Here is a 13,356-nt window from a genome sequence, read left to right as displayed (position 1 = left end):
ATAGTTACTATTCACGGCTGCTGTTCCGCGAGGTGTTTTTATGCGCTTGCGCATGAAAATCCCGAGGCAGCCAGCGCGATATGGGGCAGAATGCTCCATATCTGTGCATCGCGAAGCGTGTTACTGTTTACAGAACTGCGTTTTTTGCAGGGCTGTGAATAGTAACATATTATAGTTGCCGTCTATACGGTGATCAGCTCTGATGCACAATCCCTGTGTGCTACAGAGATCTTAAAGTCAGAGGAACACCATGGATTTTCCCCCATAGTCACCTCTGAGCATACGGTCTCATAAGCCAATGCCTCGTAATTGTTCTCACGGCTCAGATGACCCAGCATGATCTGTTTCATTTTGCCGTGGAGCAGACGGCATAAAAGCCTGCCTGCTGACTCATTGGACAGATGGCCTCTCTCGCCCAGGATCCTCTGTTTTAAGTAATAGGGATAACTTCCCACCTGCAGCATGTTCACGTCGTGGTTTGCCTCCAGCAGCAGGGCGTCCAGACCCTGGAGCTGTTCCACTATGTAATCATTATACTTGCCCAAATCCGTGGCGATCCCCACAGACTTGTCTTCATGATTCACCCGGTATCCCACCGGCTCTGCCGCATCGTGGGAAATGTTAAAGGGATGGATGTCCAGATCTCCGATAGAAAATGGTTCGTCTGCCCGTATGACCCGGTACAGCCCTTCCGGCATCTTGCCGAGAGTGGACATGCGCTGCATCTCCTCCATGGTTCCCTGGGTACAGTAAATGGGAATCTTATACTTTCTGGAGATAACACCCAGACCCTTGATATGGTCAGAGTGCTCATGGGTGATCAGGATACCGTCGCAGTCCTTTGTGGTGCGGTCAATGGTATTGAGGCCTTCTTCAATCTTCTTGCCGCTGATGCCCACATCCACCAGAATGCCTGCATGGTCACTGCCCACATAAATACAATTGCCGCTGCTTCCGCTGGCAATACTACATAGATTCATAATATGTTCTCATCCTTCGCTCAATCTGAAGATAGGTATGGGCCACATCTTCATCGTTATATAATAAAAAGTCACATTTGGCTTCAAATTCATCCTCAGACAATTGATTTTCCATCACTTTCCTGGCTTTTTCCTCAGAATAGCCCCTGTCGCGGCGAAGCCTTTCCATGCGTACTTCTTTTTCGCAATAAATATACCACAATTCATCATAAATTTCATCATAATTATCTTCCAATAATAAAGCCGCCTCAATAAAGAAGAATTCTGTCTCCTCTTTTTTGGAGCGCTCAATCTCTCTGATAATATATTTTTTCACTGCGGGATGAATAATCTTATTCAGTTTTTCCAGCATGTCCTTCTTTTCAAATACGATCTGGGCGATCGTCTCCCTGTTAAGAGAACCATCCTCATTCACCACCCAGTCCCCAAAAAGCTGGATAACCGGCTCATAGCAGACCTGGCCGGGCATCATCAGCAGATGCCCCACGTCATCCGCCTTCACCACCCGTGCATCAAAATGTTCCTCAATATAATTCAGTACAAAACTTTTTCCGGAGCCTACCCCTCCGGTCACACCTATGACTCTCATAACAGTTCCTCCTTTATCCCTTGTACTCCCCTTAATCCCTGTATCTTTACTTTGCCTCATACCAGTTGCTTCCTGTATGCATATCAATCTCCAGGGATACAGCAAGCCTAGCGGCATTTTTCATCTCTTTTTCCAAAATGGCAGAAACCTGTGCGGTCTCGTCCTCTGCGGTCTCCACCAGCAGTTCATCGTGCACCTGCAGAAGCAGACGTGATCTTAAATTCTGTTCCTTCAGCGCCTTTCCCACCCGGATCATGGCGATTTTAATAATATCAGCCGCGGTTCCCTGAATCGGCGAATTCATGGCTACCCGTTCGCCGAAGGAGCGCTGCATGAAGTTGCTGGATCTCAATTCCGGGACCGGACGTCTTCTGCCGAACATGGTGGTCACATATCCCTTCTCTTTTGCCTCTGTCACCAGACCGTCCAGAAATCCCTTGATCTTCGGGTATGTCTCGAAATAATTTTCGATATACTGGGCAGCCTCTTTCCTGGTAATGCTCAAATCCTGGGAAAGGCCAAAAGAACTGATGCCGTAGACAATACCAAAATTGACTGCCTTGGCATTTCTCCTCTGTAAATCCGTCACCTCATCAAAGGGGACATGAAATACCTGGGAGGCTGTCATGCGGTGGATATCCTGAGCCTCCTGATAAGCCTGGATCAGTTTTTCATCCCCCGACATATGTGCCAGCACACGAAGCTCGATCTGGGAGTAGTCCGCATCCGTAAACACGTACCCGTCTCTTGGGATAAAGACCTTGCGTATAAGCCTCCCCAGCTCCATACGGATGGGAATATTCTGCAGGTTCGGTTCTGTGCTGCTGATACGCCCCGTGGCGGTGATTGTCTGGTTGAAGGTGGAATGGATCCTCTCATCCTCCCCGATATAGACTGCAAGGCCGTCCGCATAGGTGGATTTCAGCTTTGCCAGCTGCCTGTACTCCAGGATGTCTGCCACCAGCTTATGGTCAGGAGCCAGTTTTTCAAGGACATCCGCCGCTGTGGAATAACCGGTCTTGGTCTTCTTTCCCCCCGGCAGCTTCAGCTTTTCAAACAGGATCACACCGAGCTGTTTGGGGGAATTGATATTGAATTCCTCCCCTGCCTCCTGGTAGATCTCCTTTTCAAGCTCCAAAATCCTCACATAGAGCTGGTCCCCATACTCTTTTAAAGCCTGGGCATTTACCCGGATCCCCTCCTTCTCCATTTCGGAGAGGGTAAAGAGAAGGGGCATCTCAATGTCTGTGAAGAGATGCAGCATTTCTGTCTCCTCCAGGGCCTTTTTCAGGGGTTCCCTGCTTTTCAGGGCCACATATGCCATGTAGCAGACAGACAACGCTGCCTGTTCCTCCTGGTCTTTCATCCCTTTTGTATAGTTCAGTTTTCCCAGCAGGTCCTCCTTTGCGGGAAGCATTTCTCCTAAGTACTCTTTTGCTATATCATCGTAAGTGTAGGCAGATTTCAGCGGATTCAGCAGATAGGCCGCAATCCCTGCATCAAACATTTTCGTGTGGTTCTCCAGGTCCATATGGCGCAGCATGGATTTTACATCCAGGGAGGATACCATGGCTGCCTCCTGACAAAGCATCTGCGCCTGTTCAAGCAGATAGGCCTCCGTCAAAAATCCCTGGGGAAGGAAACAGTAAGACAGCACTTTTTCCTCATCCGAAAAGGAAAGCCCCATTCCCAGAAACACACCGTTTTCCTTTAAAATGTGAAGTCCCAGCTCCGGTTTCTGCCTGGCCTTCCCAATGATCTCCTCAGCCTGATCAAGCTCTGTCACCGTTGAAAAGCTTTTCTCCGCCTCAGCGGAGGCACCGGTGTCCTCAAATCGGGAGAGAAAGTTCTTGAATTCCAGCTCTTTAAAGAAATCATAGGCTTCCTGTGTGTAAAAATCTTTGATCCTGGCACTTTCCCAGTCATAATCCACAGGGCTGTCTATATTAATGGCAGCCAGCTTCTTGCTGAGGACAGCCAGATCGTAGTGCTCAAGAAACGCGTTTTTCGCCTTGTTCGGCTTGATGTCCTCCACATGCGCGTAGGCATTTTCCACATTTCCGTACTCCAGCAGGATTTTTGTGGCAGTCTTTTCTCCCACTCCCGGCAGTCCCGGAATGTTATCGGATGCATCGCCCATGAGTGCCTTCAGTTCAATGATCTGCTGGGGGCTTAACTGATATTTTTCTTTCACGTCATCAGCGAAATAATCCTCCACTGTGGTCTTGCCGAACCTGGTCTTGGGGATCCTGATACAGATATGGCTGCTGGCAAGCTGCAGAAGGTCCCTGTCTCCGGAGAGGACGGTGACTTCCATGCCCTTCTCCTCGCTCTTCTTTGCGAGGGTGCCTAAAAGGTCGTCTGCCTCATACCCTTCCTTGGAGATCATACACACACCCATGGCTGCAAGCACATCCTTCATCACAGGCACCTGCTCCCTTAACTCCTGAGGCATGGGTTTTCTGGTCCCCTTGTAGGCCTCATACATCCGGTGCCGGAAGGTTGGTGCATGCAGATCAAAGGCTACCGTCAGATAATCCGGCTTTTCCTCCTCTATGGTCTTGAACAGGATGTTTAAAAATCCATATATGGCATTGGTGTGAAGCCCCTCTGAGTTGGTTAGTTCAGGCAGGCCGTAATAAGCTCTGTTCAGTATACTGTGTCCGTCTATCAGCAGGATCTTTTCGCTCATTTTAATCTCCTTTTAATCAATATCGTAACTGTTCAGTTCTATCACAGTTACAGGCAAAAATCCATGCAGGATCGCCTTTGGCGATGGGATTTTTACTTGGCTGCGGAATGCTTTCCTACGGTCAGCGCAGTGAATGCGCAGACCTGCTTCATCGTTGCTCAATATCCTTCTATACGCCTCTGTTTGCGCAAAGCATAGCGCTTTTCTCCGCCTTCCCACTCCGCTTTTTCTGCCTCTGTCTCCACAAGCAGTCCCGGCACCGGTTTGGGATGCTGGCAGTCATCCACTGCCACCATGACCACATAGGCGCGGTTGATGATCTTTCTGATCCCCCGGCGGCTCTCCACATAGGTGTCCACCCGCACTTCCATGGATGTACGTCCCACATGGGTGATCTTTCCTCTCAGGACGATCACGTCATCCACAGAGGCGCTTTCTTTAAAATTTAAATTATCTATGGCAGCAGTCGTAATCTCGGATTCGCTGTGCCGCATGGCTACAATGCTGGCGATCTCGTCAATCCAGCCCATGAGCTGTCCGCCGAAAAGCTTGCCGTAGCCATTCAGATACTTTGGACGCATGAGATACGTCTGCTCTGTCTGGGAATCCGCTACCCTTTTTTCTTTCATACTATGTTTTCACACTCTCTTCTGTCTGTTTCACCGGACTCTTGATCTCCAGCCCATCGCGAAGCGATTTTTTATGGCTGGATGCCTAACGGTTCGGCTTGTCTGAACTGTTACCAGTATAGCATACCTTTAACAAAAAAGACAGGCACCCGACCTGTCTTTTTTGTATCTTATTATATCCAAGAATTTATAATGTGGCAAGGAATTTTTTGAAAGCAGCCCTTCCCTCAGGGGTACATTTGTACACGCCAGCGTCCTCCAGCACCTTGACAAAGACCTGTCCCACCTCTTCCTGAAGAATATCCATCACATTCTTTTCATTGATATCCCGGTATTTCGGCAGGAATTCGTTTACCCAGTCTGCGTGTTTTTCCAACATTTCATTTTCTGCCGGGTCTCTGCCTTCCAGAATGTAGGAGGCCAGCAGTTCCAGCTCGTCTTTCAGCCTGGCCGGAAGTACCGCCAGTCCCATGACCTCGATCAGACCGATGTTCTCTTTCTTAATATGATGATATTGTGCATGAGGATGATAAACACCCAGGGGGTGCTCCTCTGTGGTGATATTATTTCTCAGTGTCAGATCCAGTTCAAAGGTATCCCCAATCTTTCTTGCAATCGGGGTGATGGTGTTGTGAGGCTCCCCGTCTGTTTCAGCAAAGACAAAGGCCTCCTCATCCGTATAACCTCTCCAGTTATCAAGCACGTGCGCAGCAAGGTCGATCAGTCGTTTTTCATCCTTATGGCGGATGCGGAGCACAGACAGCGGCCAATTTACGATACCGGCCTCCACATCTTCATATCCGGGTATGGTCACGCTCTCCTCTATGGGTGCTTTTGCCATGGCAAAGGTATAATGGCCTCCCTGGAAATGGTCATGGCTTAAAATAGAACCTCCTACGATCGGCAGATCCGCATTGGAGCCAAGGAAATAGTGGGGAAACAGCTTTACAAAATCAAAAAGCTTTACAAAAGCATTCCTCTCGATCTTCATAGGCACATGCTGCCCGTTGAAAACAATGCAGTGTTCATTGTAGTACACATAGGGGGAATACTGGAATCCCCAGGGGCTTTCATTGACCGTGATGGGAATGATCCTATGGTTCTCTCTGGCCGGATGGTTCAGACGGCCTGCGTATCCCTCATTCTCCATACAGAGGAGACATTTTGGATAGCTGCTCTGTTTCGCATTCCTGGCTGCTGCAATGGCTTTGGGGTCTTTTTCCGGCTTTGAAAGGTTGATGGTGATATCAATGGTGCCGTAAGTGCTGTCCACGGTCCATTTTCTGTCCTTCTTAATGCGGTAACGGCGGATGTAGTCACTGTCCTGGCTCAGTTTGTAGAAATAATCCGTAGCAGTCTCCGGGGATTTCTCATATTCCTTCCAGAATTTTTCCTGCACCTGTGCCGGGCGGGGCATAAGACAGTTCATGATCTTGGTGTCAAATAGGTCACGGTAGCCGATACTGTCCTCGATCAGGCCGCGTTTTACAGCTTCATCCAGCAGTTCGCCCAAAGTTTCCTCCAGATCCACGTCCCTGTACTCCTCCTGAGGCTCCTCATAGTCGTCCTGACGGAATAGATCCAGAAGCAGGTTGATGGTATAATTTTTCTCACATGCAGGCACCAGGCCTGTCTCTAATCCGTACTGCACAAGTTTTTTAATACTGTTGTTTAACATAGTATTTCCCCTTCCTGTTATCCGATTCTTCTGGCCCCGTCACCGATCTCCACCCTGTAGAAATCCGCACCGTAACCGATTTTTTTCTTATAAACAGAGCCCACATTCCGAATAAATGCCTCCACAAAGTCATCCTCCACGATGCTGACTGTGCAGCCTCCAAAGCCTGCCCCCGTCATGCGGGAACCCAGGACGCCGGGCTGGTCCCAGGCTGCTTCTGCCAGGGCATCCAGCTCCTTTCCCGTGACCTCGTAGTCATCTCTCAATGAGATGTGGGACTCATTCATAAGCATGCCAAATCTCTTTAGATCCTGCTCTTTCAGCGCTTTTACTGCCTGTATGGTCCGCTGATTCTCGTAGACCGCGTGACGCGCGCGTTTCACATGCACCGGGTCTTTGATGATCTCTTTTACTTCCTCAAAGGCCTCCCCTGTCAATTCTCCCAGAGAACGGATATTCACAATGGACTGAAGCTCTTTGAGTGCTGCCTCGCATTCCCTTCTGCGTTCATTGTACTTAGAGTCCGTCAGCCTTCTTTTCTTATTGCTGACCGAAATGAGAAGGGACGCATTCCCCAGTCTGATAGGCGCATATTCATAGCGCAGATTGCTGGTATCCAGGAAAATCGCATGGCCTTTCTTCCCCATTGCCACAGTAAACTGGTCCATGATCCCGCAGTTCATGCCGCAGAACTTATTCTCCGCATACTGTCCGAAAAGGGCCATATCTGTTTTTGTCAAATCTGAAAAGCCATATAAGTCTTTTAAAACCATAGCCATGAGAAGTTCTATGGAAGCGGAGGAGGAAAGTCCCGATCCATTGGGAATATTGCCGCCAATCACCAGGTCAAGCCCTTTTTCTATAGGATAACCTTTTGTGGTGAATGTCCAGATAACACCTTTTAAATAGTTGGTCCAACCGGCTCTCTCATGATATCTAAGATCATCCAGGCTGGTCTCAAAAACCCCCGCGTTGCTGAAATTTTCGGAGTAAAGACGCAGTTTCCGGTCTTTCCGGATCCTCGCCGCTCCATATGTACCGTTTGTGAGGGCACATGGAAATACATGTCCCCCGTTATAGTCTGTGTGCTCCCCGATAAGGTTCACACGGCCAGGTGAAAAATAGAATCGGATGTCGCCGTCTGCGCCGAACAGCTCGCAAAACCGGTTTTGCAGTTTTCGCTTCATCCTCCCACTCCTCCTATGTTCCAATATAGCCAATAGGTCTGCAGGCTTATTAGTTATATTAATTTTGTTTTAAAACATTTTTCCTGTTCTTTTATTATAACACAGGAAATATTTTTTTCAATATTCAATCCGCATCAGAATATCCTGGGGATAGTCTCCAAAGCTGCAGCCAAAAATATTCACACCGCCGATATGCTCTGCATTCTCTTTTATACCAATGCGTACGGAGATATAAGGCCCTTCTACCAGGTCATATCCAGATATCGGCACACTGCTTACCTTTAAACCGTCCAGATAGGTTCCCTCTGTATCCATCACCCATTTTTTCAGGTTGCCGTACTGGGAATTCTTATCTTCCCACCAGTCAGGGTTCAGTTTGCCTCTCCTGCCGCCAAAATCGCTTGGACAGGTCCAGGTCCCCGCATCCACACCGTTGACCCACAGGGTAATGTCCGAGGGACAGTCCAGATCATAATCCGCAGTCTCGGAACACAGTTCCGCGGAGATTTCCAGACGCTTTACCCTGCTTCCCTGGATCCCCGCATTTGGAAAACGGTATTCCAGATAACCGGAGGAGAACCAGACCAGCTTGGCGGTTGTCCGCCTTGGGTCATAAAAACACCGGGGCTCGTCCTCCCCGTCAATATACTCCTCATCATTAACCATACCACAGGTGGGCGTGATTTTATAATCCACATAATTGCCTACCGGCATGGAGATGACTTCCTCATGCTTTGGTCCTCGCCGCTGCTGCAGATGGAGCACCAGCTCCTCATTCTGCCGGATACAGAGCTTCATGGCCCCCCTCACTCCGGGCTTCAGTTCGGTACGGATCAGCCCTGCTTCCTCCAGCACACGGACATTTAAGGCTGCCGAGGAGGCCGGAATCTGCAGGATCTCTGCAATTTCATTGACGCACAGGGGATTTTCATCCAGAAGCTTCAGGATACGAATCCGAATCTCTGAGGAGAGCGCTTTTCCCACCAGCATCAGTTCCTTTTCATTCTCAAAGGATAATTGTCTCTTCATGTTGTTTTCCTCTTCCTTCCGCCGGATATCACTGGGGCCGGAATCATTGATAGTTATATTTTACCCTCTTTCTTCCTGCCTTGTCAACCACGACAAAGGCTGCCGCACATTTATGCGGCAGCCCCTGTATTTCTATCTGTCAGACGGTTCGTCAGTTTTCTGTTTTCAGCACCTTTTTCACACAGGACGGCAGGTCATTGCTCAGGTAAACCCCTTCTTTTGTCTCACCTGCCCCATCCTTCCAGTAGATGCGCAGACTCTTTGAATAATCCGGATAGATATCTTTTGCAGGATTGCTGTACTGGTCAAAAACAGACTTTGCCAGGATCTCCATCCTATCCTCTTTATCCGAAAATGTAAATTCTTCTGTGTTTCCGTTATTATCACTGGAAACCACAACGATCTTCTCCATCTTATCCACATCCTCTTTTGTATAGACATGGCATCCCGCCTCTTCCAGCAGTTTTCTGGTACCCCGGAATCCCTCATACAGGGGCAGGGACAATGTCTGGGTAATATCTAAGGATGCAGTACCATTTTCAAATCCACTGCCCTGTTGAACGCTGATACAGTCAATGTTTAAAAAGCCTACCACCTGCTGATCCAGGCTCTCCTGAAATCCCAGGCTCTCCCACTCGCTTTTGTAGGTCTTGAAAATATTCTGCATTGCAGTCTCCGAGGTTGTGACCTGTCTGTTGGCAGAGAAAATATCATTTAAGGAAATCTCTGTTATCTTCTCCCCATCAATAAATTCCACAGGAAGGGTCTGCTGTTTATATTCCCAGCTGTCGTAAATATTTCCCATCAGCTTAAGCGCGGCGTCATCCTGCTTCACTTCATAGTACCGGTACACATCCCGGCCTGATTTCAGGTGATATTTCACATAAAAGCACAACAGATCTTCTCCGTCTTTCAGTTTTGGGAAACCATCATTTTCTTTCTGGGCTTCCACTCCCATGGCAGCCAGGTCATAAATACTGTCAAATTCTTCATATTTGGCATTTTTAAGATAGGCTTTTATCTCACTGTCACCCTGATAATAAACGGAATTATACGGATAGCTGTACAGGCCGTTCATGCTGTTAATATAGACGGACATACTTTCTATCTTATTTTCTTTCGGAAGATAAGTATCCACTTGAAACACATCAAAACGGTAGATGACCGTCATCGCAGCCAGCATGACCAGCACCACACCTGTAGAGATGCGGGGACGCAGGCTTTCTCTGATATCCATCCGGTACAGAAAATCCATGGCGGTTGAGATGACCCAGGCCGAGAATACCAGAACCATTACAAACCATACAAATACGTGCTGACCGATTCCCTGGCTGATATTAAGCGCGATCAAAACGGAAAAAGGAAATACGACCGCAATTTTAATGATCGGTTCCAGTCTTTTAAACGCGATTGCCTTGTGATAACTCTCCGTAGGCCGCAGATGATATACCAAAAGGCAGAGTGCCAGAAGCAGAACTGCTGCCAGCAGGCCTGCAGCGGCCAAAAGCCACGGTGTTTTTCTTGTATCATAATTTATCGCTTCACGTATGATATCCATATAGCTATATAATGGCGAAAGGGTCCATCCTCCCGCATGGAAGGTAAACCGCAGAAAATTGTAACTGCCGCCGCTTAACGTGTAGGGCGTTGCGGCCTGGAAAAAGCGCCCCGCCATACTGATAAAGACTTCTTTTATAATAAATCCATAGCTCAGAAACGCAGCATATGCCATGGCTCCCGTAAACAGATTCCCTGTCAGCATCACAGACAGTATCCCCACATGATAAAAGATAAGGAAATATACCATATGTGTCAAAAATGCGCCCAAGGCCAGTGAAACCGTATGTGCGGGGAATGTGCCCTTCACAGCACCGGCCAGTAGTGCCAGCAGCAGATTCAGTAGATAAGGGACCGCAAAGATCAATACGCCGCCCAGGTAGGACACAAAATACATGCGCTCCCTTTTCATGGGAAGACTGTGATAAAAATCCGTCTTCTCTCTGGAGTACAGATACATATACCCTGTCATCCCCAGACAAAAACCTGCGATGACCACTAAAAGTATAAGAGCCACATTATCATAACCTGTGGTATTCCAAAATACTTCCGCGGACTGCGCTGCCTGCTCCTTGGGTTTCAATCCGTATGCAGCCACACTATCCAGCCGCATCATAGTCTGAACCGGAAGTGCCATCAGCATCGCCAAAAATGAGACAAGGAACCACGCGCCTCTTTCTTTCACATTCTGCATCACCATTTTAGTAAAAGAGATCTTTGATGTCATATCCCGCTACCTCCGTTTCACTGATAAAGATTTCTTCCAGGGTCAGCGGAATCATCTCCGCAAATACCGGGAACTTGCTCTCCACGATCTCCATGATCTTGTCCTTCTCCCCCCGGACGACCAGGGTCATCAAAGAGAGCCGCTTCTCATGCTGGACCACATCCAGTTCCCGAAGCAGTTCTTCCTCCAGCACCGGATTCTGGATCACACACTGGATCTTATGGATATGGAGCTTCATATCCTCCACTTCCCTTGACAAGAGAACGCCCCCTTTGTGGAGAAGTCCCACATGATCACAGATATCCTCCAGTTCCCTTAAATTATGGGAGGCGATCACAGGGGTAAATTCCCTCTCTGTGACTTCATAGGCCAGTATGCTCTTGGCAGCTTGCCGCATTACCGGGTCCAAACCGTCAAGGGTCTCATCGCAGAAGAGATATTTCGTGCCTGCGCAAATTCCCAGCAGCATGGAAACCTGGCGCTTCATTCCTTTGGAGAGCGTATGTATCTTCCTTTTGGTATCCAGATCCAGTCTTTTTGAAAGCTCATCAAACCGCTTTTTGTCAAACTTCGGATAATAGGTACTGTACCAATCAGCCATGGATCTCCCTGTTGCATTTGGAATAAAATAAGCACTGTCCGGCAGAAAGAAAATCTCTCTCTTTATCTCTTCCTGCTCATAGACAGACTTTTCATCTATCAGAATACTCCCCTGATCCGGTTTCAGAACACCGGATAAAAGACGCAGAAAAGTGCTCTTTCCCGCACCGTTGGTCCCTGCCAGCCCAAATATGCTGTTATCCGTTATCTCAATGCCGATATTGTCTACAGCCTTAATCTCCCCGAAGGCCTTAGACAGATGTTCCGTTTTAATCATGGTTAACCTCCTCGTACAGCGCCGCAGTCCGGCTCACACACTCCTCTTTTGTAACGCCCAGTTCAATCCCTTCTTTGATCACGATCCGCAGCTTCTGAAAAAAGTTCTCTTTCTTTTGCTCCACCAGATTTCTGCTGCCGGACACAAAATTCCCCCTGCCTTTTATGGGATAAATATACCCCTGCTGTTCCAGAATCGTATAGGCTTTCTGAATGGTATTGGGGTTGATGGACAGCTCTGTCGCCAGAGAACGTACAGAAGGCATCTGTGAGTCAGCTTCCAGCACGCCTCTTACGATCAACATCTGAAAGCGCTCCACAATTTGTTCGTAAATGGGTTTTCGGTTCTGGTAATCAATCACAATCATAGAGTTTCCTCTTTTCTTCACGGTTCTGATTTGTGTGTATCTAGTGTACTATGTGTCTTAGTACACTTACAGTATAAAAAATTTCCGGCCTCCTGTCAATAGAAACCGGAAATTTATATTATTTTTTATATTCTTCCAGCAACCTGTGATACCCGGGGCTGCTCCGCTTCAGGGAAAGGATTCTGCCGTCTCTGTCCAGAAAACAGTGTTTTGAAGTGCCCACGGCCCGGACTTCTCCGGTATCCCCATTGCTGACCGTGTATTCCAGCTCCAGCCTGATGCCGTTGTACTTTGTCAGTGCAATGGCGATCTCCACTGTCTCCCCAAAATAAGTCATCGTCTTGTACTCGCAGGATACAGAAAGCACAGGGCTTATGATCCCCTCTGCCTCCATCCTGTCATATCCCATCCCCAGTTTCTCAAGGAAATCTGTCCTGGCTTCTTCAAACCAACGGATATAGTTGGAATGATGCACAATGCCCATCTGGTCCGTCTCATAATACTGGGTCTTATGTCTGTAAATTTCCATACTCTTCACGCTGCCTACTGGTTCTCAGCTTCTATATTCTGCTTGTTGCGGTAAGCACCGTACAGATACAGTCCGTGGATGACTACCCATAAAATGAAAGAGAGGCTAAAGGAACTTCTCAGCATGACAATATTGATGATATTGGATGCCAGGATACATACGAGAAGGATAACACCCATGATAAACGGCAGCTTTTCTTTCCCTTTGATGCCATTGAACATCATGGCGACCAGACCTGCTCCCAGCATGGCGGCGCCCAGCACAACGGTCACCACAACGGAGATGGTCATCTCCTGCATGGATACTGTGATATTATTGGTCTTCTGTATTTCATCCAGCACTTTCTGTCCCTGTGAGAACAGGACATACATGGATAACAAGCCGTTTGAAAGGTTCAGAGCGCCCATGATCAGCTCCACCAGGCCAACCCATTTCAGAGTTCCGTTTTTCCTGCTCATATTTTTCATATTCATATATCTGTTCAATTTGCTTCCTCCTGCTGTCTGCTGCCTAAT

12 protein-coding genes are annotated in these 13,356 nt (G+C 48.0%); all 12 read right to left on the bottom strand.

Annotated features, from left to right (window positions below):
- Positions 1–182 precede the first annotated feature (182 nt).
- The 12 genes from CI595_RS07525 to CI595_RS07470 all read right to left on the bottom strand — a co-directional run bounded on the left by CI595_RS07525 (position 183) and on the right by CI595_RS07470 (position 13,326).
- The gene (locus CI595_RS07525) at positions 183–980 is read right to left on the bottom strand and encodes an MBL fold metallo-hydrolase (RefSeq protein ID WP_095172663.1); all 798 of its coding nucleotides are present in this window, start codon (positions 978–980) and stop codon (positions 183–185) included.
- Positions 967–1,569, bottom strand: coding sequence for a dephospho-CoA kinase (coaE, locus tag CI595_RS07520; RefSeq protein ID WP_095173241.1), 603 nt, complete (start codon positions 1,567–1,569; stop codon positions 967–969). Before coaE ends, CI595_RS07525 begins: the two co-directional genes overlap by 14 nt.
- Before the next feature lie 46 nt (positions 1,570–1,615).
- On the bottom strand, positions 1,616–4,261 hold the full coding sequence (polA, locus tag CI595_RS07515; protein ID WP_095172662.1) for a DNA polymerase I: 2,646 nt from the start codon (positions 4,259–4,261) through the stop codon (positions 1,616–1,618).
- A 158-nt stretch (positions 4,262–4,419) separates the two neighbouring features.
- Positions 4,420–4,890, bottom strand: coding sequence for an acyl-CoA thioesterase (locus tag CI595_RS07510; RefSeq protein WP_095172661.1), 471 nt, complete (start codon positions 4,888–4,890; stop codon positions 4,420–4,422).
- A gap of 187 nt (positions 4,891–5,077) precedes the next feature.
- Positions 5,078–6,568 (bottom strand): UDP-glucose--hexose-1-phosphate uridylyltransferase, encoded by a 1,491-nt coding sequence (gene galT / locus CI595_RS07505; protein WP_095172660.1) that lies wholly within the window; start codon positions 6,566–6,568, stop codon positions 5,078–5,080.
- 17 nt (positions 6,569–6,585) lie between these two features.
- Positions 6,586–7,755: a galactokinase gene (locus CI595_RS07500; RefSeq protein WP_095172659.1), complete on the bottom strand. Its 1,170-nt coding sequence runs from the start codon at positions 7,753–7,755 to the stop codon at positions 6,586–6,588.
- A gap of 117 nt (positions 7,756–7,872) precedes the next feature.
- On the bottom strand, positions 7,873–8,784 hold the full coding sequence (locus CI595_RS07495; RefSeq protein WP_095172658.1) for an ArsR/SmtB family transcription factor: 912 nt from the start codon (positions 8,782–8,784) through the stop codon (positions 7,873–7,875).
- Positions 8,785–8,935: 151 nt separating this feature from the next.
- Entirely contained in the window at positions 8,936–11,068 is a 2,133-nt protein-coding gene (locus tag CI595_RS07490) for a DUF6449 domain-containing protein (RefSeq protein ID WP_095172657.1), read from the bottom strand.
- Positions 11,043–11,945 carry an ABC transporter ATP-binding protein gene (locus CI595_RS07485; protein ID WP_095172656.1) on the bottom strand — a complete coding sequence of 301 codons (903 nt, stop codon included), beginning with the start codon at positions 11,943–11,945 and terminating at the stop codon, positions 11,043–11,045. Before CI595_RS07485 ends, CI595_RS07490 begins: the two co-directional genes overlap by 26 nt.
- On the bottom strand, positions 11,938–12,312 hold the full coding sequence (locus tag CI595_RS07480) for a GntR family transcriptional regulator (protein ID WP_095172655.1): 375 nt from the start codon (positions 12,310–12,312) through the stop codon (positions 11,938–11,940). Before CI595_RS07480 ends, CI595_RS07485 begins: the two co-directional genes overlap by 8 nt.
- A 118-nt stretch (positions 12,313–12,430) precedes the next feature.
- Positions 12,431–12,841, bottom strand: coding sequence for an acyl-CoA thioesterase (locus CI595_RS07475; RefSeq protein WP_095172654.1), 411 nt, complete (start codon positions 12,839–12,841; stop codon positions 12,431–12,433).
- A 14-nt stretch (positions 12,842–12,855) separates the two neighbouring features.
- Positions 12,856–13,326: a hypothetical protein gene (locus tag CI595_RS07470; RefSeq protein WP_095172653.1), complete on the bottom strand. Its 471-nt coding sequence runs from the start codon at positions 13,324–13,326 to the stop codon at positions 12,856–12,858.
- Between the last annotated feature and the right edge of the window lie 30 nt (positions 13,327–13,356).

It is taken from the genome of Blautia hominis, from assembly GCA_002270465.1.
Taxonomy (GTDB): Bacteria; Bacillota; Clostridia; order Lachnospirales; family Lachnospiraceae; genus Blautia; species Blautia hominis.
This window is presented reverse-complemented; position numbering and strand designations above follow the sequence as displayed.

Coding starts and splice junctions, on each gene's coding strand:
- coaE (WP_095173241.1), bottom strand. CDS start 1,569: ATGAGAGTCATAGGTGTGACCGGAGGGGTAGGCTCCGGAAAAAGTTTT.
- CI595_RS07475 (WP_095172654.1), bottom strand. CDS start 12,841: ATGGAAATTTACAGACATAAGACCCAGTATTATGAGACGGACCAGATG.
- CI595_RS07525 (WP_095172663.1), bottom strand. CDS start 980: ATGAATCTATGTAGTATTGCCAGCGGAAGCAGCGGCAATTGTATTTAT.
- polA (WP_095172662.1), bottom strand. CDS start 4,261: ATGAGCGAAAAGATCCTGCTGATAGACGGACACAGTATACTGAACAGA.
- CI595_RS07495 (WP_095172658.1), bottom strand. CDS start 8,784: ATGAAGAGACAATTATCCTTTGAGAATGAAAAGGAACTGATGCTGGTG.
- CI595_RS07490 (WP_095172657.1), bottom strand. CDS start 11,068: ATGACATCAAAGATCTCTTTTACTAAAATGGTGATGCAGAATGTGAAA.
- CI595_RS07510 (WP_095172661.1), bottom strand. CDS start 4,890: ATGAAAGAAAAAAGGGTAGCGGATTCCCAGACAGAGCAGACGTATCTC.
- galT (WP_095172660.1), bottom strand. CDS start 6,568: ATGTTAAACAACAGTATTAAAAAACTTGTGCAGTACGGATTAGAGACA.
- CI595_RS07485 (WP_095172656.1), bottom strand. CDS start 11,945: ATGATTAAAACGGAACATCTGTCTAAGGCCTTCGGGGAGATTAAGGCT.
- CI595_RS07500 (WP_095172659.1), bottom strand. CDS start 7,755: ATGAAGCGAAAACTGCAAAACCGGTTTTGCGAGCTGTTCGGCGCAGAC.
- CI595_RS07480 (WP_095172655.1), bottom strand. CDS start 12,312: ATGATTGTGATTGATTACCAGAACCGAAAACCCATTTACGAACAAATT.